The organism is Pseudoxanthomonas sp., assembly GCF_036845285.1.
Lineage (GTDB): Bacteria > Pseudomonadota > Gammaproteobacteria > Xanthomonadales > Xanthomonadaceae > Pseudoxanthomonas_A.
Genome location: NZ_DAIUEE010000002.1, coordinates 340,437 through 361,210, shown reverse-complemented (window position 1 = coordinate 361,210; position 20,774 = coordinate 340,437). Strand labels below are relative to the sequence as shown.

Annotated in this window: 17 protein-coding genes and 1 tRNA gene; 11 read left to right on the top strand and 7 right to left on the bottom strand. The window is 68.9% G+C overall.

What is annotated here, in order from left to right; all coding sequences use genetic code 11:
- Positions 1 to 72: 72 nt before the first annotated feature.
- Complete coding sequence (locus tag V7060_RS04250) at positions 73 to 528, bottom strand: GNAT family N-acetyltransferase (protein ID WP_334177996.1); 456 nt, start codon at positions 526 to 528, stop codon at positions 73 to 75.
- A gap of 105 nt (positions 529 to 633) precedes the next feature.
- Between V7060_RS04250 and V7060_RS04245 the strand changes: the two genes are divergently transcribed.
- The 6 genes from V7060_RS04245 to V7060_RS04220 all read left to right on the top strand — a co-directional run bounded on the left by V7060_RS04245 (position 634) and on the right by V7060_RS04220 (position 6,750).
- Positions 634 to 710: transfer RNA gene (locus V7060_RS04245), tRNA-Arg, on the top strand.
- Positions 711 to 969: 259 nt separating this feature from the next.
- Positions 970 to 2,502, top strand: coding sequence for an aldehyde dehydrogenase family protein (locus V7060_RS04240; protein WP_334177995.1), 1,533 nt, complete (start codon positions 970 to 972; stop codon positions 2,500 to 2,502).
- A 145-nt stretch (positions 2,503 to 2,647) separates the two neighbouring features.
- Positions 2,648 to 2,926 carry a DUF4190 domain-containing protein gene (locus V7060_RS04235; protein WP_334177994.1) on the top strand — a complete coding sequence of 93 codons (279 nt, stop codon included), beginning with the start codon at positions 2,648 to 2,650 and terminating at the stop codon, positions 2,924 to 2,926.
- Positions 2,927 to 2,940: 14 nt separating this feature from the next.
- The gene (locus tag V7060_RS04230) at positions 2,941 to 3,996 is read left to right on the top strand and encodes a quinone-dependent dihydroorotate dehydrogenase (RefSeq protein WP_334177993.1); all 1,056 of its coding nucleotides are present in this window, start codon (positions 2,941 to 2,943) and stop codon (positions 3,994 to 3,996) included.
- On the top strand, positions 3,993 to 5,033 hold the full coding sequence (murB, locus tag V7060_RS04225; RefSeq protein ID WP_334177992.1) for a UDP-N-acetylmuramate dehydrogenase: 1,041 nt from the start codon (positions 3,993 to 3,995) through the stop codon (positions 5,031 to 5,033). Before V7060_RS04230 ends, murB begins: the two co-directional genes overlap by 4 nt.
- An 808-nt stretch (positions 5,034 to 5,841) precedes the next feature.
- Positions 5,842 to 6,750 carry a DMT family transporter gene (locus tag V7060_RS04220; protein ID WP_334177991.1) on the top strand — a complete coding sequence of 303 codons (909 nt, stop codon included), beginning with the start codon at positions 5,842 to 5,844 and terminating at the stop codon, positions 6,748 to 6,750.
- A gap of 13 nt (positions 6,751 to 6,763) precedes the next feature.
- Here V7060_RS04220 and V7060_RS04215 read toward each other — a convergent pair whose 3' ends face one another.
- Positions 6,764 to 9,505, bottom strand: a complete 2,742-nt coding sequence (locus V7060_RS04215; protein WP_334177990.1) for a serine/threonine-protein kinase — start codon at positions 9,503 to 9,505, stop codon at positions 6,764 to 6,766.
- A gap of 95 nt (positions 9,506 to 9,600) precedes the next feature.
- Here V7060_RS04215 and V7060_RS04210 point away from each other — a divergent pair, with 95 nt between their 5' ends.
- On the top strand, positions 9,601 to 10,497 hold the full coding sequence (locus V7060_RS04210; protein ID WP_334177989.1) for a GGDEF domain-containing protein: 897 nt from the start codon (positions 9,601 to 9,603) through the stop codon (positions 10,495 to 10,497).
- A 15-nt stretch (positions 10,498 to 10,512) separates the two neighbouring features.
- Here the strand turns inward: V7060_RS04210 and V7060_RS04205 are convergent, their stop codons facing one another.
- Positions 10,513 to 11,454, bottom strand: a complete 942-nt coding sequence (locus tag V7060_RS04205) for a DedA family protein/thiosulfate sulfurtransferase GlpE (RefSeq protein ID WP_334177988.1) — start codon at positions 11,452 to 11,454, stop codon at positions 10,513 to 10,515.
- A gap of 386 nt (positions 11,455 to 11,840) precedes the next feature.
- Here V7060_RS04205 and V7060_RS04200 point away from each other — a divergent pair, with 386 nt between their 5' ends.
- Both V7060_RS04200 and V7060_RS04195 read left to right on the top strand, forming a co-directional pair.
- On the top strand, positions 11,841 to 13,256 hold the full coding sequence (locus V7060_RS04200) for a pectin acetylesterase-family hydrolase (RefSeq protein WP_334177987.1): 1,416 nt from the start codon (positions 11,841 to 11,843) through the stop codon (positions 13,254 to 13,256).
- Between the two features lie 55 nt (positions 13,257 to 13,311).
- Entirely contained in the window at positions 13,312 to 13,923 is a 612-nt protein-coding gene (locus V7060_RS04195; RefSeq protein WP_334177986.1) for a hypothetical protein, read from the top strand.
- Between the two features lie 166 nt (positions 13,924 to 14,089).
- On the opposite strand, the gene V7060_RS04190 is transcribed toward V7060_RS04195, so the two are convergent.
- The gene (locus V7060_RS04190; RefSeq protein ID WP_334178094.1) at positions 14,090 to 14,761 is read right to left on the bottom strand and encodes a phosphatase PAP2 family protein; all 672 of its coding nucleotides are present in this window, start codon (positions 14,759 to 14,761) and stop codon (positions 14,090 to 14,092) included.
- Between the two features lie 4 nt (positions 14,762 to 14,765).
- Positions 14,766 to 16,031: a flavodoxin-dependent (E)-4-hydroxy-3-methylbut-2-enyl-diphosphate synthase gene (ispG, locus tag V7060_RS04185; RefSeq protein ID WP_334177985.1), complete on the bottom strand. Its 1,266-nt coding sequence runs from the start codon at positions 16,029 to 16,031 to the stop codon at positions 14,766 to 14,768.
- 94 nt (positions 16,032 to 16,125) lie between these two features.
- Between ispG and V7060_RS04180 the strand changes: the two genes are divergently transcribed.
- Positions 16,126 to 17,361: an ATP-binding protein gene (locus V7060_RS04180; RefSeq protein ID WP_334177984.1), complete on the top strand. Its 1,236-nt coding sequence runs from the start codon at positions 16,126 to 16,128 to the stop codon at positions 17,359 to 17,361.
- The gene (locus V7060_RS04175; protein WP_334178093.1) at positions 17,358 to 17,924 is read left to right on the top strand and encodes a response regulator transcription factor; all 567 of its coding nucleotides are present in this window, start codon (positions 17,358 to 17,360) and stop codon (positions 17,922 to 17,924) included. Before V7060_RS04180 ends, V7060_RS04175 begins: the two co-directional genes overlap by 4 nt.
- Before the next feature lie 3 nt (positions 17,925 to 17,927).
- On the opposite strand, the gene V7060_RS04170 is transcribed toward V7060_RS04175, so the two are convergent.
- On the bottom strand, positions 17,928 to 18,608 hold the full coding sequence (locus V7060_RS04170) for a hypothetical protein (RefSeq protein ID WP_334177983.1): 681 nt from the start codon (positions 18,606 to 18,608) through the stop codon (positions 17,928 to 17,930).
- 71 nt (positions 18,609 to 18,679) lie between these two features.
- Positions 18,680 to 20,731: a TonB-dependent copper receptor gene (locus V7060_RS04165; RefSeq protein ID WP_334177982.1), complete on the bottom strand. Its 2,052-nt coding sequence runs from the start codon at positions 20,729 to 20,731 to the stop codon at positions 18,680 to 18,682.
- Between the last annotated feature and the right edge of the window lie 43 nt (positions 20,732 to 20,774).

Below are 20,774 nucleotides of genomic sequence, written 5' to 3'. Positions count from 1 at the left end.
GGCTGTCAAGCGCTGCGTCGCAACAAAGCCAATGATTTCATATGGATGCAAGTGAAACCAATGGCGGAGACACTACAGCACGCGCGTCATGAAGACGCTGTTCGGGTCTTCCACGTAGTCGCCGAACGGTGCGCAAGGTGCGAAGCCCGCACGCGCATACAAGGCGCGCGCAGGCGCGAAATACGGCATCGATCCGGTCTCCAGGCTCAGGCGCGAGTACCCGCGTCGCCGCGCCTCATCGATGATGTGGCCGAGCATCCGCTGCGCGACACCACGGCGCAGGTAGGTCCCTGCGGTACGCATCGACTTCACTTCGCCATGGCCGGCATCCAGTTCGCGCAGTGCGCCGCAGCCGGCCAGCACCTCGCCGTCCCACATTGCCCAGAAGGCGATGTCATGGCCGCGCAATGCGTCCAGGTCGAGCGCATGCACGCTCTCCGGTGGCGAAGTGCGGCGCATCCAGTCCAGGTGCTCCTGCAACAGGGCAACGACGGCGGGATGGCGGAGGTCGTCGATGCGGATGTCCATGCGATCCGGGAATACAGGGGCCTGTCCGACACGGTGCCATGTCCATCGTGGATCCGCTCGCATGCGTCGTGCGTACGACCGCTTCGTGCGAGAATCGCCGCCGATGGCCCCGTAGCTCAGCTGGATAGAGCGGTCCCCTCCTAAGGGACAGGTCGTGCGTTCGAATCGCGCCGGGGTCACCATCTTCCACCGCATGCCGATGCCGTGGCGCCACGGCAGCCCGCTCGGCGAATCGCCGAATGCCGTCATCGCCAGTCGGCGAAGCGAACAAACCCCGGCAGCGGATCAACGGCGGCGCGCGCAAGCCCCTGTTGTACAAGAACCTCTGGAAAAACACGGGCTTACGCAAGGCCGTTGCACGTCGCTCTGATAGAATCGTGCCCCCTGCGACGCGGCGGTTTCCGCCGGCGTCCTTCGCATTCGATCCCCCTGGAGCACTTCATGCCCGCAGACCTCTTCAAGGCCCTCGGCCTGTCCGCCACCAACTCCGGCACCTACCTCGGTAGCGGCGAGTGGTCCACCACCACCGACGCCGGCGTGCTGCAGTCGATCAACCCGACCACCAACGAGGTGATCGCCGAAGTCCACGCCAGCAGCCAGGCCGACTACGAGAAGGTCGTCGCCCGCGCGCAGGCCGCGTTCAAGATCTGGCGCACCACGCCGGCGCCGCGCCGCGGCGAGGCGATCCGCCTGTGCGGCGAGGCGCTGCGCAAGCACAAGGACGCACTGGGTTCGCTGGTCGCGCTGGAGATGGGCAAGAGCAAGCCCGAGGGCGACGGCGAAGTGCAGGAGATGATCGACATCGCCGACTTCGCCGTGGGCCAGAGCCGCATGCTGTACGGCTACACCATGCACTCCGAGCGTCCCGGCCACCGCATGTACGAGCAGTACCAGCCGCTGGGCCTGGTCGGCATCATCAGCGCGTTCAACTTCCCGGTCGCGGTGTGGGCGTGGAACTCGTTCCTGGCCGGCATCTGCGGCGACATCTGCATCTGGAAGCCGTCCAACAAGACGCCGCTGACCGCGATCGCCAGCATGAAGATCTGCAACGACGCGCTGAAGGCCGGCGGCTTCCCGGACATCTTCTTCCTGATCAACGACGCTGGTGTCGAACTGGCGCAGCAGTTCGTCGACGACAAGCGCATCCCGCTGATCAGCTTCACCGGCTCCACCCAGGTCGGCCGCACCGTCGGCGAGCGCGTCGCGCGCCGCATGGGCCGCAGCCTGCTGGAGCTGGGCGGCAACAACGCGATCATCCTGGACGAAACCGCCGACCTGAAGCTGGCGGTGCCGGGCATCGTGTTCGGCGCCGTCGGCACCGCCGGCCAGCGCTGCACCACCACGCGCCGCCTGATCGTGCACGAATCCATCTACGACAACGTGCTGGCCACGCTGATCAAGGCCTACAAGCAGGTGGAAGGCAAGATCGGCGACCCGACCGACCCGGCCAACCTGATGGGTCCGCTCAACAGCCAGGGCGCGGTGCAGCAGTTCCTCGACTCCATCGCCAAGGCCAAGGCCAGCGGCGGCACCGTCGAGACCGGCGGCACCGCGATCGACCGCCCGGGCAACTTCGTGCTGCCGGCCATCGTCACCGGCCTGAAGAACTCGGATGAGGTCGTCCAGCACGAGACCTTCGCGCCGATCCTGTACGTCATGAAGTACACGACGCTGGACGAGGCCATCGACATGCAGAACGCCGTGCCGCAGGGCCTGTCGTCGTCGATCTTCACCCAGAACCTCAAGGCTGCCGAGCAGTTCCTGTCGGCAGCCGGCAGCGACTGCGGCATCGCCAACGTCAACATCGGCACCAGCGGCGCCGAGATCGGCGGCGCGTTCGGTGGCGAGAAGGAAACCGGCGGTGGTCGCGAATCCGGCTCGGACGCATGGAAGGTCTACATGCGCCGGCAGACCAACACCATCAACTATTCCGACTCGCTGCCGCTGGCGCAGGGGATCAAGTTCGACCTCTGACCCGCACCGGCGCCGGCATGCACGCATGCCGGCCGCCCCGGACGGGGCTGCATCTGGGATAATCGCGCCACCCGTAACGGGTGGCGTTTTTTTTGCGCCCCATCGAGCGCCATCCCACCTCCCTGACCCCTGCATGGAGTTCCTGATGAACCAAGTCCGCACCACCAGCAGCCTCGCCATCGCCAGCCTCGTGTCCGGCATCCTCGGTTGGACCCTGTTGCCCTTCATCGGCACCCTCGTGGCCATCATCACGGGCCACATGGCGCGCGCCGAGATCCGCCGCAGTGCGGGCACGCTGGACGGCGACGGCATGGCCATCGGCGGCCTGATCCTGGGCTGGGTATCGGCGCTGCTGTGGATCATCGGCATCGCGGTGATCTTCCTGTTCCTGGGCGGGATGGCCTGGCTGGCGACGCTGAACTGAACCCGCCTGCGTCCATGTATTCGATCGCCCGCCCCTTCCTGTTCGGCCTCGACGCCGAAACCGCCCATGGCATGGGCCTGAAGGCGCTGGATCTGGCCTACCGCACCGGCACCACGCCCCTGGTGGCGCGTCCGATCACGCCGATGCCTACCAAGCTCATGGGCCTGACGTTCCCCAATCCGGTCGGCCTGGCCGCCGGCATGGACAAGAACGGCACGCACATCGACGCGCTGTTCGCGCTGGGCTTCGGCTTCGTCGAGATCGGCACGGTGACGCCCAGGCCGCAATCCGGCAATCCGAAGCCGCGCATGTTCCGCCTGCCGCAGCACCAGGCCGTCATCAACCGGCTGGGCTTCAACAACGAAGGCGTCGAGGCGCTGGTCCGCAACGTCGGCGCCGTGCGCCGCGACCGCGGCCTGCTCGGCATCAACATCGGCAAGAACAAGGACACCTCCAACGAGCGCGCCGCCTCCGACTACCTGTACTGCCTTGAACGCGTGTATCCGCTGGCGGACTACATCACCGTCAACATCTCCTCGCCCAACACCGCCGGCCTGCGTGAACTGCAGGAAGAACAGGCGCTGCGCCAGCTGATCGGTACGCTGCGCGAGTCGCAGGAAGACCTCGCCGCGCAGCATGGCAAGCGCGTGCCGATGCTGGTGAAGATCGCACCCGACCTGTCGGACAGCGACATCGACGCCGTGGCGCGCGTGCTGGGGGACATGCAGGTCGATGGCGTCATCGCCACCAACACCACCGTTTCGCGGATCAGCGTGCAGGAGGATGCGCATGCGCGGGAAACCGGCGGACTGTCCGGTGCGCCGCTGATGGGCCAGTCCACCCTGGTGCTGCGCCGCCTGCGCACGCGCCTGCCGGATTCGATTCCGCTGATCGGCGTGGGCGGCATCCTGTCCGGCGCCGACGCAGTGGCCAAGATGTCGGCCGGCGCTTCGCTGGTGCAGTGCTATACGGGCCTGGTCTACCGCGGTCCGGAACTGGTCCGCGAGTGCGTGGAAGCGATCCGTCGCCGGCGCGAAGCGCGCAGCGGTGGCCCGGTGGCACCGGAATGACGAGCGGCTACCGCATCACTGCGGACGCCTCGTTGCGCGCGCGCACGACGTTCGGCGTCCCCGCACGGGCGCCATGGCTGATCGAAGTCGAGAAAGCCTCGGCGCTGGACAAGGTGCTGGCGCTGCCCCAGGTGACCGGAGGCGAGACGCTGGTGATCGGCGGTGGCAGCAACCTGCTGTTCGCCGGCAATGCGCCCGGCGCGGTGATCGCGATGGCGACGCATGCCCTGCGCGTGCTGTCCGACGATGGCCAGCATGCGCTCGTTCGCGCCGATGCCGGCGTCGCCTGGCATCCGCTGGTGATGTGGACGCTGGACCAGGGCCTGTGCGGGCTGGAGAACCTGGCGCTGATCCCCGGCACCGCCGGCGCATCGCCCATCCAGAACATCGGCGCCTACGGCACCGAGGTGGGCGAGTTCATCCACGTCGTCGAAGCGCTGGACCGCCATGGCGGCACGCGCGTGCGGCTGGATCGCGAGGCCTGCGCCTTCGCCTATCGCGACAGCGTGTTCAAGCGCGAGGCCGACCGCTACCTGGTGACCGCGGTCGAGTTGCTGCTGCCGCGTACGCCGGCGCTGCGCCTGGACTATGCGGGCATCCGCGACGAACTGGGGGCGATGGGTATCTCCAGTCCGACTGCCCGGGACGTCGGCGAAGCCGTCGTCCGCATCCGCCGCCGCAAGCTGCCCGACCCGGCCGTGGTCGGCAATGCCGGCAGCTTCTTCAAGAATCCGATCGTCTCGCAGGCGCAGGCCGACGCCTTGCTGGTCGACTACCCCACCTTGCCCGTGTTCCGCGGCGACGCCGCGCACAACCGCAAGCTGTCGGCGGCGTGGATGATCGAGGCCTGCGGCTGGAAAGGACATCGTGATGGCGATGCGGGCGTGTCCGCCACGCACGCCCTCGTCCTGGTCAACCACGGTGAGGCGACCGGCGCGCAACTGCTGGCGCTGGCGCGCAAGATTGCCGCGTCCGTGCAGGCACGCTTCGGCGTCGCCATCGAGCCGGAACCGAAAATCATCGGGGCGACCTGGTAGGCCTTCCCCATGATCCACGTTCCGCTTCGGATACGGCTCCCTCCCCTGCTTGCAGGGGAAGGCTGGGGTGGGGGCACGCCGGAACCGATCGTCGCTTGCGACCGCGACGACCGAGAGTGCGGCGATCTCCCATGCAGCAACCCATCGAACGCATACAAGCCTTCACCGACTCCGCGCGCCCCCATCCCAACCTTCCCCCGCAGGCGGGGGAAGGGGCTGATCTTCGCTTGCGACGTGTCCGCTGTTTTCGCGCTGACCGCGTGCGATGTCATGCGGTCCCTACGCCGGCGCTCGCGATGATCTGCATCCGCGCCCCGGGTACTGCCCCCTCTCCCGTTCACGGGGGAGGGCTGGGGTGGGGGCGCACCGAAGCCGGTCTCCTCCCGCCTGCGCCACCGACTCGACCGCTGCGGTTTCTCGTGTCGTCGATGACCCGTGCTGTGCTCGACCTTCGCGCGGCCGTTGGCCCCCATCCCACCCTTCCCCCGCAGGTGGAGGAAGGGGCTGATCTTCGCTTGCTACGTGTCCGCTGTTTTCGCGCTGACCGTGTTCCATGTCATGCGCCCCCGACGCCCGCGCTCGCGGTGATGCGCGTCCGCACCCCGGGTACTGCCCCCTCCTCCGTTCACGGGGGAGGGCTGGGGTGGGGGCCGACCGGAGCCGGTCTCCTGCCGCCTGCACCACCGACTCGACCGCTGCGGTTTCTCGTGTCGTCGTCGAACGGCGCGGTGCTCGACCTTCGCGGCGCCGTTCGCCCCCATCCCAACCTTCCCCCGCACGCGGGGGAAGGAGCTGATCCGGAACACTGATGCCCACCCTGCCCGCCCATTACCGTGCCGCCGTGCTGATGCTGGGCAGCACGATGTTCTTTGCGTTGATGGTGGTGGCGATCCGGCTGGCCTCGGCCACGCTGCATACGTTCGAGATCGCCTTCTTCCGCAACTTCTTCGGCCTGCTGGCCGCCGCGCCGCTGATCCTGCGCCATGGTCCCGGCTTCCTGAAGACCACGCAGTTCCCGCGTTACCTGTTCCGCTGCGTCATCGGCATCTGCTCGATGCTGGCCGGGTTCTGGGCCATCGGCCACCTGCCGCTGGCGCAGGCGGTGTCGCTGTCGTATTCCACGCCGCTGTTCGTCACCCTGGCCGCCGCAGCGCTGCTCAACGAGCAGGTGCGTGCGCGCCGCTGGACGGCGGTGGCGCTGGGTTTCGTCGGCGTGCTGATCATCGTGCGGCCGGGCACGTCGCAGTTCACCGTCGACGCGATGATCGCCGTGCTCGCGGCGGTGATGAGCGCGCTGGTCGCGATCCAGATCAAGCAGCTTTCCAACACCGAACCGGCGGACCGCATCGTCATCTACACCACGTTGCTGTGGGTGCCGATGTCGCTGGTGCCCGCGCTGGCCGTGTGGGAATGGCCGCAGGGCATCACCTGGGTGTGGGTGATCGCCGCCGGGGTGCTGGGTACGGGCGGACACATGCTATGGACGCGTGCGCTCAAGCTGGGCGAGGTGTCGGCACTGACGCCGATCAGTTTCATGCAGTTGCCGGTGGTGGCGGTGTTCGGCTGGCTGCTGTTCGATGAAACGCTGGACCGCTGGACGCTGCTCGGCGCGGGCATCATCTTCAGCGCGAACGCCTATATCGCCCATCGGGAAGCGGTGCTGTCGCGGCGTTCCGCCTCGGAAGCGCCCAGTTCGGCGGCCAAGCCCGGCGAATGATGCCGGGGCGGCGTCAGCCGCGCTTGTCGGGCTGCCTGCCCGGCCGCTTGCCTTCGCGATAGCGGCTGGCGAATTCCGCATCCGCGTCGTCCAGCGTCTTCGGATCGGCGGCCAGCAGCGGCGCGATGTACTGGCGGTACAGCGGTTCGGCATCCGCCGGGCGGCCCAGTTCGCGGTACGTATCGATCAGGTTCCATGCCGCCGTGCGCGTTTCCACGTGCGTCTCGCCCAGCGCGTGCCGGCGCAGGTCGAACAGCCGCTGGTACTCGGCCAGGGCTTCGCGCTTGCGCCCGGTGATCCGGAGTGCCTCGGCACGGATCACCATCGACAGCTGCGCCTGCGGGTGTTTCCCGCCCAGCGTCTTCAACGCCAGCGGCTGCACATCGCCCAGCAGCTGCAGCGCGGCCTCGGGCTGGCCCGCATTGAGCAGCGTGCCGGCATGGTTGACGAGGATGGACAGCGTGTCCGGATGGCCCGGGCCGAGCACGCGGCTGCGCGCGGTGATGACCTGCTCCTCCAGCGGCAAGGCGGCCGCGAAGTCCTTGCGCCGGGCGTAGGCCGTGGCCAGGTTCAGGCGCGTACGGATGGTCTGCGGGTGATCGCGGCCGAGCACGCGTTCGCGTGCGGCCAGCACCTCCTGCAGCAAGGGCAGCGCCTTCTCGACCGACGCGGCATCGGCGCCGTCAATCATCATCGTGGCCAGCGTGCTGCGCGCCTGCAGCGTGACCGGGTGTTCGCTGCCCAGCTTGCGCACGTACCGATCGGTCAGGTCGCGCTGCAGGCTGATCGCGGCGTCCTTCTCGCGGTTCATGATGCGCAGCACCGCCAGGTTGCCCATCGCCGACAGCGTTTCCTCGTGGTCGGCGCCGAGCGTGGCGGTGCGCCGAGCCACCACGGTCTCCATGTTCGCGCGCGCCTCCGGCAGTTCGCCGAGGTTGCGCTGCACGGCAGCCAGGTCATTGGTGGCTTCCAGCGTCGCCGGATCGTCCGCGCCGGCGCTGGCCAGCAGGCGTGCCTGGACGGCCTCGACCACGCCCTTCGCGCGCGGGCGGTCGCCGCGTGCCGAGATCACCTGCGCCTGCGCCAGTTCCAGCTTGACCCGCACCCGGTCGTTGTCCGGCAGCGAAAACGCACGCGGCAGCGCCTTCTGCAGCACGGCCTCGGCCTGGTCGATGTGCGCGCCCTCCAGCAAGGCCTGTACCTGGTCGTTCCGCGCACGCAGCGTTTCCTGCGCGCCTTCGCCATGCGTGCGGCTGCGGTAGTCGGCGACTTGGGCGAAGTGCGCGGCCGCCTTGTCGTAACGGCCGATGGCGGCATACACGTGGCCGACCGACTCGCGCAGGCTGGCGGCCACGTCGGGCTGGTCGGCGAAATCACGCGCGATCGCCTGTTCGGCATTCGCGAGCAGCTGCTGGTCGACGAGGTCGCGTGCCAGATCGTTGGTGCTGGTCCTGGCCAGCGTGGCGCCGAATGCATCCGCGGCCGAGGGATCGAGGCTGCTGACCTGGCGCACCAGGCCTTCCGACAGTCCGACCCCCATGGTCTCGATATCGATGCCTTCCAGCATCGACTGCTGGAAGGCCGCGACCTTCTCCAGTTCCGCGCTGCGCGCCTCGGCGACGCTGCGCTGCGCCTTCGCCTGCTGCAAGCCGTACAGCGACATGCCCAGCCCGCCCAGCAGCGCCAGCAACGCGACGCCGGCCGCGACCGCGGCCGTGCGATGACGGCGCAGGAACTTGCGCCAGACATAGCCACGACCCGGCGGCACGGCCGATACCACGCGGCCATCGAGGTAGCGCTGCAGGTCGTCGGCCAGCGCGGCGACCGAACCATAGCGCGCGTCGCGGTCGTGCTGCATGGCCTTCAACACGATCCAGTCCAGGTCGCCACGCAACCGGTCGCGCATCCGCGACAGCGACACGCCGCGCTCCTGCGCCATCTGCTGCGCCTGTTCCGGCGGCAGCGCGGCCAGGCGCGACGACGGCGCGATGGCGGTCGGCGTCCCGGCGACCCAGGTTTCGCCAACCGCGTCCGGCCGTATGCCGGTCACCAGTTCGCACAGCACCACGCCCAGCGAATAGACGTCGCTGCGCGTGTCCACCTGTGCGGCATCGCCATGCGCCTGCTCCGGGCTCATGTACTCGGGCGTGCCCGCGCGCTCCAGCGCGGCGTCACCCACCAGCGATGCCGTCATCGCGATGCCGAAGTCGATGATCTTCGGTGCGGGGCGGCCGTCCAGCGTGTCCACCAGCAGGTTCCCCGGCTTCAGGTCGCGATGCACCACGCCCTTGTGGTGCGCATGCTGCACGCCTTCGCAGACGCGGATGAACAACGCCACGCGCGCATCCAGCGGCAGGCGCTGGTCACGGCAATAGCGGGTGATCGGGGTGCCATCGATCAGTTCCATCGCGAAGAACGGATAGCCTTCCTCGGTGGTGCCGGCGTCGTAGATCTGGGCGATCGCCGGGTGGCGCATCTGCGCCAGCACCTGCCGCTCCACTTCGAACCAGGCCAGGTGGCGCGCCTGCAGGCGCTGGACGCGCATCAACTTCAGCGCCACGTCGCGGCGCACCGGCTCCAGCTGCGCGGCCCGGTAGACCTCGCCCATGCCCCCGCGGCCCAGCAGGGCCTCGATCCGGTAGCGCCCCAGCCGCGCACCCGGCGCGAGCGTGCCGTCGGGCGCCGTGGGCGCGTCCTGCAGGCGCGTGGCCAGGCTCTCGGTGGGTGCGAGGTCGTCGTAAGGTTGCGATGTCATGCCACTGTCCCCGGTGCGCGGCGCCATGGTAGCGGAAGCATGAGTTGACCGACCGATCCGTTACACTCGGACCCGCACCTGCCTGCCGCGCTCGCATGTCCCGGGACTTCCTCAATCCACCCACCACACAACGGACCATCCTGAGCGACGGCCCGCGGCCGGCGTCGCACCGCTCGGCATGCGTGGTGGTGATCCATGGCGAGGGACTGGGCCGGCGTGCCGACATCGACACCGCGCGCGTGCGGGTGGGCCGCTCGCAGGAAGCCGACCTGCACATCCCGCACAACAGCGTCTCGCGCCTGCACTGCGAGATCTGGCGCGACGGCGACAGCTACCGCGTGCGCGACCTCGGCGCCACCAACACCACCCGCGTCAACGATGTCGTGGTGTCCGAAAAGGTGCTGGCCGACGGCGACCACATCACGCTGGGCGAGAGCATCCTGAAGTTCATCAGCCACAGCAGCGTGGAAGCGCGTTACCACGAAGAGATCTACCAGCTCGCCACCCACGATGCGCTGACGGAGATGCACAACCGCCGGCACTTCATCGAGACGGTGGAGAAGGAGATCGCGCGCGCGATGCGCCACCATCGCGAACTGACCATGTGCATCATCGACGTGGACCTGTTCAAGCCGATCAACGACCGCTACGGCCATATCTCCGGCGACCACGTGCTGAAACAGATCGCCACGCTGGTGCGCCGGCATGTGCGCAACGACGATGCCGCAGCGCGCATCGGCGGAGAGGAATTCGCCGTGCTGTTGCCCGAGTGCGGTCCGGACGCCGCCTACGGCTTCGCCGAGCGCCTGCGCGAAGCGGTGGAAGCCGTAGTGTTCCGGCCGGGTGGCGAAGCGCAGACGATCACCGTCAGCATCGGCATCGCCGCGCTGACGCCGGACCGCGACACGGTGAGCCGGATGATGGCCGCCGCCGACGCCGCGCTGTACCGCGCCAAGAGCGAAGGCCGCAACCGGGTGTGCATCGAACACTGATCCGGGCGCGCGGCATCAGTCGCCGATGCGCTCGACCCCGTAACCGGCACCGCGCCAGGCATCGATCCCGCCGCGCAGCGGCAGTACGTCGCGGAAGCCCGCCTTGCGCAGCTTCGCCGCCATCCACGCGGCCGACACTTCGTCCGGGCACGCGCAGTAGATGACCATCTTGCCGTCGCGCGGATACGTCGCGAGGATGCCGCCCAGTTCGCGCTCGTCGGCGAACACCGCGCCCGGGATCACGTACGGATCCACATCGCGGAAGCCGGGCGCGCGGATATCGAACAGCACCGGCGCCTGGCCCGCCTGCACCAGCGTGTCGAGCGCGTCCGGCTCGATACGGGCCGCTTCCAGCGATTTCAGCAACGTGCGTCGGCGCCACCAGCGCCAGGCCACGTACGCCGCCAGCGCGATGCCGATCAGCACGCCGGCGCCGGCGCCCAACCGGGAAAGCAGGTCGATGACGGATTCCACCTGCCGCGAGAACACCACCCCCAGTCCCAGGCCCAGCGCCGCCCACAGCGTGGCGCCCACGCCGTCGTAGCGCAGGAACAGCGGCAGCCGCGCGTGCATCGCCCCGGCCAGCGGCACCGACACCATCGACAGGCCGGGAATGAACTTCGCCACCGACAGGATGCGGATGCCGAAACGGCCATAGAAACGTTCCGTGCGCTTCATGCAGGTGTCGCGCGAGAGCGACAGCCGGCACAGCGACTGCAGCGTGCGGTTGCCGTAGCGCCGTCCGGCGTAGAACCACACGCTGTCACCGATCAGGCTGGCCGTCACCGACACCGCCAGCACACCCAGCAGCGGCAGCCACATCGCCCCGGGCTGCAACGCCAGTCCGGCACCGACCAGGATCAGCGTCGGCATCGCCGGCACCGGCAGGCCCAGCGACAAGGCCAGCACGTTGGCGAACACCAGCAGTACGCCGTAGCGGTCGACCAGTTCCTGCATGTCCTTTCCCCGGGACGAAGCACCATCGCGGCACGCAATGGCGAGTGCGCATGTTCGGCCGGCGGCACCGAGGCGGCAAGGCGCCCGCCTGCAACGATCCGTTGTCCACCCGCGCTCCCGCCCACGCGTGCAGGAACGCATGTCCGTGCTGCGCCGCGGGAACCCTTCGTGCCGCCATGCAGACCGGGGCCGCGCGAAGGGGGGCATCACGGCCAATATCGGGGGCATGCGCAGCCAAAGCCGACGCCATCACGCGCGCTTAATCCCGCCGGCAAGCGAACGCACCACCATCCGCCTTCGTACGGTGGCCGCCCCCACAGGCGCCGCACGCCAAGGCAGTCCATCCCGTTGAACGTCCGCTCTGACTCTCGCCGGAGGATCCGATCATGGTTGCACCCGTACGTCCCGCACCCCTGCGGCTTGCCCTCGCCACCGCGGCGCTCACGCTGGCCATCGCCGCCCCGCTGAAAGCCGAGGAAGGCGACTACAGCTTCTGGCAGACCCTGGTGAACCTGGTCTCGCCACCCAAGGCCGACAACAAGGTCACCGCTGCACAGCGCACCGGCAACTACCCGTTGCTGTCCAATCCCTCCGGCTTCAACGACGGCTTCCAGCCCGGCCGCTACGAGTCATGGCAGACCGTCCAGCTGGCGCCGTCGACCGGTGCGGTCTGCGGCGACGGCTCGCCGTTCAAGTTCTTCGTCAACCGCGTGGCGAACACGCGCAACACCATCATCTACATGGAAGGCGGTGGCGCGTGCTGGGATTACGCCAGCTGCAGCGGCCAGGGCGGCATCCGCGGCGCACGCAATCCCAACGGCATCCCCGACGACTACATGGGCCTGCTGAATCCGGGCGCGAGCCTGGTCAGCCCGTTCGTCACCCGCATCAGCCCCTTCGACGGCGTCAAGACGCAGGGCTGGAACATGGTCTACGTGCCCTACTGCACCGGCGACATCTACAGCGGAGACCGCGTCGCCGTGTACAACGACCCGAGCGGACAGAACGCACCGCTGGTGTGGCACCACAACGGCGCGCGCAACGTGCGCGCGGTGGTCAGCTGGCTGAAGGACAACCTGCCGCGGCCCACGCAGATGCTGTCCACCGGCTGCAGCGCCGGCGGCGCCGGCAGCCTGACCAGCTATCACCCGCTGCGCCGCGACCTGGCACCGACGCGCAGCTTCCTGATCGACGACTCCGGCCCGATCTTCCCCACGCCGAAGAACGGCAATCCCGTCGATTACCCGTCGCAGCCGCTGATGGCGCTGATCCGCAGCGCCTGGGGCCTGGACCAGCCGAACGGCCCACTGCCCTACCTCGCCAGCGGCCTGCCGCAGTTCGACCTCAACGAACTCGGCAGCCTGTATCCCGCGCTGTCCAGCAAGTACGCCGGCGACCGCCTCGGCCACACGCACTTCTGGAAGGACCTCAACTACTCCTCGTACTCGTACGAGCGCTTCTATCCCGACATCGCCAACGCACCGGACCAGGCGACGAAGGAAGCGCGCATCCATGCCCGCTGGAACACCGACACCGCCCGCCTGCGCGACCGCCTGAATGGCCTGAACAATTTCGGCGGCTACTTCCCGCAGTACCGTGCACTCAACGAGAGCCACTGCACCACCATCGTCGATTTCAAGAACGCCGACGTGCAGGCGCAGAACCTGGAACTGAAGCACTTCATCGACAGCGTGCTCGACGGCCAGGGCAAGGTGCTCGACGCCAGCGAGCAGGACGACAAGGCCGACAAGGCCAAGCCGTTCAACCTGCTGTACTGGCTGGTCGACCAGTTGATGGGCTGATGTCCACGCCCGGGACCGCCATGCTGCGGCGGTCCCGGCGCATACGAGGTTCTGCATGAAGAAACTGCTGACGCTGCTCGTGCCGCTTCTGGTCCTCGCCGCCGCCGTGTCGTGGTGGAAGCAGGACGCGTCAGAAGCGGCGCCTGCGACCGCATCCGACGCCGCTGTTCCAGCCGACGCATCCGCGTCCGCACTGGCGTCCCTGCAAGCCACGCCGCAGGCGCAAGCACACCGCGAGCGCCAGCGCTTCGAGGCCGACGCCAAGGATTTCTTTGCACGCGCACGGTCCCTGCGAGCCGTCGAACGCAGTGAGCGCGCGGACGCGCTGTCACGCCAGATTGATCGCTACGAAGCCGAGGATGGCCTGTCCGCCGGCGAAGCCGTGCTGCTGCGCACCGCCTTGATCAAGGCCACCGTGGACGATCCCGCGCAGCAAGCGGCGGAGGTCGCCGTGATCGCCGATCGCTACCGCACGCACGCCGACCAGCGCATGGCCGCGTTTGCCGCGCAGCAGGCCCGCGATCCCCGCTTCCAGGCCTACAAGACGCGCGAAGCGCAGGTCGTCAACGAGGTGATGGCGATGACCGATATTCCCGCCGGCCTGACCCGCGACCAGTACCTGCGCCAGCGCCTGCAGGAAGAGCGCGAGCGCGCGTATGCGCCCTAGGATTGCTCCCCTGTAGGAGCGACGTCAGTCGCGACCGCACGCCGACCGCGTCGTGATCGATGCAGTACACGTCATGGCACCGAATGGACCCTGATTCTTTGTGAGGCCAGGACCTCTCGTTGACCCGGTCGCGACTTACGTCGCTCCTACAACCGCTGGCAGCCGTCTAGCGCACCAGCCACGGCCTGCCACGCACGCGGTACAGCACCAGGTAAACCCCCGACACCCACGCAATACCGGCAGCCCAGCCGCCGAGGATGTCGGACGGGTAATGCACGCCCAGGTAGATGCGCGAGACGCCCACCAGCAAGGTGAAGGCGATCGCCAGGATCGCTGCCAGCCAGCGCCAGCGCGTAGGCCAGCACAGCAGCACGACGACCATCGCCAGCGTCGCCGAGCCCATCGCATGGCCACTGGGAAAGCTGAAGGTGTGCTCGGGCGCGATGGATTCCCACAGCGTCGGCCGGTCGCGCTGGAAGAACTGCTTGGTCGCCATGTTCAACAGCGCCGATCCCGCGAACGACACGCCGGCGAAGGTGGCCTCGCGCCAACGCCGCACGATCAGCAGGCCCGCCGTCAGCGCGATGTCGACCGGCACCACGCCCCACTGGTAGCCGATCGCCGAGATGAAGACGAAGAAGCGGTCCAGGGCCGGCCCCGCCATCGCGTGCGCGCGCCACAGCAGCGCATCGTCGAAATAGAAGGCTTCCAGTTCGTGCACTTCGTCGGCCAGTTCGACGAAGACCCACAGGGGCACCAGCAGGCACAGGAACAGCAGGACGAATCGGCCGCCGTGCTCACGCAGCAGGCCGGCGATGAAGCGCCGGCCCTGGGCCAGCCTCTCAGCCGGCGACACGTGCGTACTTGCGCTCGACGTAGTCGTCGATCAGCGCGACGAACTCGTGCGCGATGTTCTCGCCGCGCAGCGTGATCTTCTTCTCGCCATCGACGAACACCGGCGCCGCCGGCGCTTCGCCCGTACCCGGCAGCGAGATGCCGATGTTGGCGTGGCGCGACTCGCCCGGACCATTGACCACGCAGCCCATCACCGCCAGCGTCATGTTCTCCGCTCCGGGATGGGTGACCTTCCATTCCGGCATCCTGCCGCGCACGTGTTCCTGCACGACCTTGGCCAGTTCCTGGAAGAACTCCGAGGTGGTGCGCCCGCAGCCCGGGCACGCGGTGACCATCGGCGTGAACGCGCGCAGGCCGGTGGTCTGCAGCAGTTCCTGCGCGACGATCACTTCCTGCGTGCGCGACTGGCCCGGCTCCGGCGTCAGCGAGATGCGGATGGTGTCGCCGATGCCTTCCTGCAGCAGCACCGCCAGCGCGGCGCTCGACGCCACGATGCCCTTGCTGCCGATGCCGGCCTCGGTCAGGCCCAGGTGCAGCGCGAAATCGGTGCGGCTGGCCATGTCGCGATAGACCGCGATCAGTTCCTGCACGCCGCTGACCTTGGCCGACAGCACGATGCGGTCGCGCGGCAGGCCGATATCGACGGCGCGTTCGGCCGAATCCACCGCCGAGCGGATCAGCGCCTCGCGCAATACGCGGCCCGCATCCCACGGCGTCTGGCGCGCGTGGTTCTCGTCCATCAGCTGCGCGGCCAGCGCCTGGTCCAGCGAACCCCAGTTGGCGCCGATGCGCACCGGCTTGCCGTAGCGGATCGCGAATTCGATCAGCTGGGCGAACTGGGTGTCCTTCTTCTTGCCGAAGCCAACGTTGCCGGGGTTGATGCGGTACTTGGCCAGCGCCTCGGCGCAGGCAGGCTCGCCCGCCAGCAACTGGTGCCCGTTGTAGTGGAAGTCGCCGATCAGCGGCACCGACACGCCCATCATTTCCAGCTTGTCGCGGATGCGCGGGATGGCGGCGGCGGATTCCGGATTGTTCACCGTCAGCCGGACCATTTCCGAACCGGCGCGCCAGAGTTCGGCCACCTGCTTCACGCTGCCTGCGATGTCGGCGGTATCGGTATTGGTCATCGACTGCACCACCACCGGGCGGCCTCCGCCGACGGTGGCGTTGCCGATCTGGACGGCCTGGGTGATGCGGCGCGGCCAGGGCGCGGCGTCGGTGGGGGGCGTGGGGCGGGTGACGGCGTCGTGCATGCCGGCATTGTAGCGTGGGCCGTCCGCGGGGCTGGACCCGCCCTGCGACGCCATGTCGCGGGTCCGGCCTGCGCGCTTGCACTAGCATGTGAGCATGCCGAATACCCTGCTGGCCCTGTCGCCGTCGTTCCTGCGCACGCTGTGCAACCTGCGCTGGGTGGCGATCGTGGGCCAGGCGGTGACGGTGCTGGTGGCGCTGGGCCTGCTCGGCATCGACCTGCCCCGCTGGCCGCTGTGGAGCGGCATCAGCGCACTGGCGCTGTTCAACGTCTACGCCACCTGGCGCAGCCACCGGCCCGGCGAGGAGACACCGGCCGAGGCCTTCGCCCACATGCTGGTGGACGTGGCCGTGCTGTCCTGGCTGGTCGCGTGGAGCGGCGGCATCGGCAATCCGTTCAGCTCGATGTTCCTGCTGCTGATCGCGGTCTCCGCGCTGGCGCTGCCGTTGCGCTGGGTACTGGCCACCGGCGTGGCCTGCCTGCTGGGCTACATCCTGACGGCCGTGTTCGGCCGCCCGCTGCCGCACCTGCATGGCGACAACTTCAACGTGCACCTGTGGGGCATGGCGGTGAACTTCGTGCTGTCCGCCGGCGTGGTGCTGTACTTCTCCACGCGGCTGGTCGCCGCGCTGCGCCTGCGCGAACAGGAACTGGCGCGCCTGCGCGAGCGCTTCGCGCGCAACGAGGGCATCGTCGCCCTGGCCACCCACGCGGCCGCCGTCGCGCACGAACTCAACACCCCGCTGGCGACGATGACGCTGCTGACCGAGGACATCCGCGAACACGCGTCCGAACCCGACATCCGCGAGGACGCGGGCACCATGCGCCAGCTGATCGACCTGTGCCGCGACCGCGTGCGCGCGCTCGCCGCCTCGGCCGACATGGGCGTGCACCAGCGCGTGGACCTGGACGACGTGGTGCAGCGCTGGCAGCTGATCCGCCCGACCGTCGACCTGCGGCGCTCCGGCGCCCTGCCGCCATGGCTGGCCACCGACGCATCCACCGGCCACCTGCTGCAGGCGCTGCTGAACAATGCCGCCGATGCCAGCCGCCAGGCCGGTTCGCAACGCGTGGACCTGGACCTGCGCTGCGAAGGCGACGAACTGGTCGGCACCGTGCGCGACTACGGCAATGGCTTCCACGAAGCCTTGCCGTTCCAGTCCGAACAACTCTTCCGTACCAGCAAGCCCGAAGGCATGGGCGTGGGCCTGGCCCTGTCGCATGCCACCATCGAGCGGCTCGGCGGACGCATGACCATGCGCGCCGTGCCGCCGAAGGGCGTCCAGGTGCAATTCCGCCTGCCGGTGGCAGGCCACGACGAGACTCCCTGATGAGGCATCCGATGAAAGGCCTGCTGGTCGACGACGACGAACTCTACGCGCGCACGTTGCAGCGCAGCCTGGCACGCAAGGGCATCGAGACCGAGATCGCGCTGGACGCGGCCAGCGCACTGGCGCAGGCGCGCGAGCACCTGCCGGATTTCGCGCTGGTCGATCTGAAACTGGGCGCGGATTCCGGCCTGGGCCTGATCGAACCGCTGCGTGCGCTTCGTGCCGACATGCAGATCCTGCTGGTCACCGGTTATGCGAGCGTGGCCACCGCGGTGGAATCGATCAAGCGCGGCGCCGACGATTACCTGCCGAAGCCGGCGACGGTGCCGACCATCCTGCGCGCGCTCGGACTGGAAGTGCCGGGCGCCGCAGACGACACCAGCGCCACCGACGACACCATGACGCCGCTCAGCCGGCTGGAGTGGGAACACATCCAGCAGGCGCTGGCCGAAACCGAAGGCAACATTTCCGCCGCCGCGCGCCTGCTCGGCATGCACCGGCGTTCGCTGCAACGCAAGCTGGCGAAGCGGCCGGGACCGGAACGGCGTTGGATCGACGAGTAACCGTCAGCGCGAGGGATCGCGATCCGGATCGACGCTCGCACCCAACCCCATGCCTGTACCGGCACCCATGCCGGCGGCGCCCATCCCGGCGCCGCCGGCTGCACCTCCGCCACCCTGGCGACCCTCGCCTTTGGCCGCATCGCCCTTGCCCTTGGGCGCCACCGGCCGCGCCGGTCCCTGCCGCGGTATCGCAAGCGAGGACGGGATGGGTTCCAGATCCAGCACGCTGCGGATGAAATCGCGCAGCGACACCACCAGCGCGTCAGTACGGATGGGACGACCCGCCGCCAGATCGGTCGCCGCCTGCGACGCCAGCCGTACCTGGTCGTCGGTGCCGAGCAGGATGACGTCAGACAAGGCCGCTTCGACCGCATCGCGGATGCGCCGCGGACGCTCGCTGCCCTCGTCGAAGGCATCGGCACCTGTTTCCCGCGCCTGCGCGCGCAGGTCGCGCAGATGGCGGGGATCGACGTCCAGCGCACCGGTGAACGAACCGCCCAGCACCTTGTAGGCCGCGATCAACGTGCGCAGCCGCTCGTTGATCTGCCGGTTCTCGCGCGCGCGGCGTTCCTGCACCGTCTGCATCACCAGCAGGCGGATGCCGACGCCGATCACCGTGATCATCGCCAGTCCCGCCAGCGTGGTCAGCAGGCCCTGCCACGAACTGAAATCCAGACCGCGCATGCGGCGCACCCTTCGACGACGATGTGGCGGCCATCGTAGCCAAGAAGGGAGGCGCCGATGCGAAGGCCGCGTCAGTACGCCAGTTGCAGCTTCACCCAGGCCGTGCGGCCTGGCTCGTTGATGCGCACCGGATCGGCCGGATAGCCGAAATCGGCACTGCCGGACAGGTTGAGGTGCTCGTTGTAGGTACGGTCGAACACGTTGTCGATGCCGGCGATCAACTTCACCCGGTCGCTGAACCGGTAACCGCCATTGAGCGCGAGCGTCGCGAATCCCGCACTGGGGCCGAGGTCGCGCCCGACCACGTTGCCCTGGTCGATGGCCACGCGGTCCTGCTGCGCCACCGCGCGCAACAGCACGCCTGCGCTCCAGCGGGGTCCTTCGTACGCGGCGGTCAGGCGTGCCTCCAGCGGCGGCATCTGCGGCAATGCCCGGCCGCTGTCGCGGTTTTCGCCCCAGGCATGCGCCAGCGTCCCGCCCAGCGTCCAGCCCTCGCCCGGCCGCCACTCGATGCCGGCTTCGGCACCGCGCACGCGCGCATCCACGTTCGCCACCGAAGACATCGTGCCCATCATGCCGCCCGCCATGTACGAGAACAGGATGTAATCGTCGATGCGGCCGGCATAGGCCGACACCCAGGCGTCCAGCCGCGTGCTGCGGTACTGCAGGCCGACATCGAGCTGCGTGGTCTTCTCCGGCGCGATGCCGGCGAAGGCGTTCGGCGCGCCCATCGGCCCCCTGTCGGCGGAGAACAGTTCCCAGTAGTCCGGCATGCGTTCGGTGTGGCCGACGCCGGCGTACCAGGCGACCGGCACGGCGGCGGCATCGTGTTCGAAGCGCACGAACCCGCCCGGCAGCGTCTGCCGGCGGATCAGGCCGGCGGTCGGATTCGGCATGCCCATCATGCCGGCCGTCGACCGCCGGTCCTGCACCTCGACGCGATCGGCGCGCGCACCCGCCACCAGGCGACGGTGGTCGGCGATACGCCATGACCCCTCGGCGAACACGCCGCGCGTCTGGAACTGCGCATCGGTTTCCCAAGGCTGCGCGCGATACGCATCCACCCCCATCGCGCTGCGCTGGCGGTGCCGGCTGCGCTGGGCGTCGACGCCGCCAGTCAGCTCCCAACGGTCGCCCTTCGCGGCCAGCGCCGCCCGACCGCCCTCGGTGCGGCGATCGACGTTCGCCGCCACCGGCATCGGCATGGCGCTCATCGGGTTGGGTTCGCGCAAGGTGTAGTTGTCCATCACGTGGTCGGCCTCGTTGCGGAACACGCTCGCTTCCAGCGTGTCCAGCACGCCCGGCAGGTCGCGCTTCTCGAACCGCAGGCCCAGGCTGTCGCGGCGGAACATCGAGCCGTCCATGCCACGGCCGGCATAGCGCGCCTCGCCGTCGCCGACACCGGCGTTGAACTCGAGCAGCGTATCGGCATCCGGCGTCCAGCCCAGTGCCAGGTCGGTGTTCCACTTCTTCCACGCGGATGGCACGCGACGGCCGTCGCCGTCCCGGTAGTCGTCCGCTTCGGAACGGTTGGCGCTCAGGCGCGCGTAGCCCTGGCGCGCGCCGGCGGTCGCATTGACCACCTGGTCATTGCGGCCGTGCGAGCCGGCCAGCAGGCTGCCGTCGATGCGCAGCCCCGGTGCATCGAAACGCGGCGTGTCGCGCTCGAAGCGCACCGTGCCGGCGGACGCGCCCGGCCCCCACAGCACCGTCTGGGGTCCCTTCACCACGACCAGGCGGTCGTAGGTTTCCGGCGCCACGTAGGACAACGGGTTGTCCATGCGTGCCGGGCACGCGCCGGGCATGCTGCCGTCGTTGGTGAGCAGGTTGAGCCGTGAACCGAACATGCCACGCAGCACCGGATCGCCGTTGGTGCCGCCGTTGCGCAATGCCGTGAAGCCGGGGATGGTCTTCAGGTAATCGGCGCCGTCGCTGGCCGGCACCGGCTGGCGCGGCAGGGTCGGATCGGTTTCGTAGGTCAGCGGCGAGACCGGGCTGGCGGTCACGACGACGCGGTCGAGCGTGGCCGCATCGCCGGCTGCTTCGGCGTGGACGATGGCGGGCGCGGTGCATGCGAAGGCGATCGCAACGACCAGCGGACGACGGAAGAAGAACGGATGCATGAAGGACTCCGTGGGGCGGATGCGTGGCATCCGCAGGAAAGGG

Bases quoted from the DNA above. Each gene is read 5' to 3' on its own strand.
- V7060_RS04250 (WP_334177996.1), bottom strand. From the start codon at position 528: ATGGACATCCGCATCGACGACCTCCGCCATCCCGCCGTCGTTGCCCTG.
- V7060_RS04240 (WP_334177995.1), top strand. From the start codon at position 970: ATGCCCGCAGACCTCTTCAAGGCCCTCGGCCTGTCCGCCACCAACTCC.
- V7060_RS04235 (WP_334177994.1), top strand. From the start codon at position 2,648: ATGAACCAAGTCCGCACCACCAGCAGCCTCGCCATCGCCAGCCTCGTG.
- V7060_RS04230 (WP_334177993.1), top strand. From the start codon at position 2,941: ATGTATTCGATCGCCCGCCCCTTCCTGTTCGGCCTCGACGCCGAAACC.
- murB (WP_334177992.1), top strand. From the start codon at position 3,993: ATGACGAGCGGCTACCGCATCACTGCGGACGCCTCGTTGCGCGCGCGC.
- V7060_RS04220 (WP_334177991.1), top strand. From the start codon at position 5,842: ATGCCCACCCTGCCCGCCCATTACCGTGCCGCCGTGCTGATGCTGGGC.
- V7060_RS04215 (WP_334177990.1), bottom strand. From the start codon at position 9,505: ATGACATCGCAACCTTACGACGACCTCGCACCCACCGAGAGCCTGGCC.
- V7060_RS04210 (WP_334177989.1), top strand. From the start codon at position 9,601: ATGTCCCGGGACTTCCTCAATCCACCCACCACACAACGGACCATCCTG.
- V7060_RS04205 (WP_334177988.1), bottom strand. From the start codon at position 11,454: ATGCAGGAACTGGTCGACCGCTACGGCGTACTGCTGGTGTTCGCCAAC.
- V7060_RS04200 (WP_334177987.1), top strand. From the start codon at position 11,841: ATGGTTGCACCCGTACGTCCCGCACCCCTGCGGCTTGCCCTCGCCACC.
- V7060_RS04195 (WP_334177986.1), top strand. From the start codon at position 13,312: ATGAAGAAACTGCTGACGCTGCTCGTGCCGCTTCTGGTCCTCGCCGCC.
- ispG (WP_334177985.1), bottom strand. From the start codon at position 16,031: ATGCACGACGCCGTCACCCGCCCCACGCCCCCCACCGACGCCGCGCCC.
- V7060_RS04180 (WP_334177984.1), top strand. From the start codon at position 16,126: ATGCCGAATACCCTGCTGGCCCTGTCGCCGTCGTTCCTGCGCACGCTG.
- V7060_RS04170 (WP_334177983.1), bottom strand. From the start codon at position 18,608: ATGCGCGGTCTGGATTTCAGTTCGTGGCAGGGCCTGCTGACCACGCTG.
- V7060_RS04165 (WP_334177982.1), bottom strand. From the start codon at position 20,731: ATGCATCCGTTCTTCTTCCGTCGTCCGCTGGTCGTTGCGATCGCCTTC.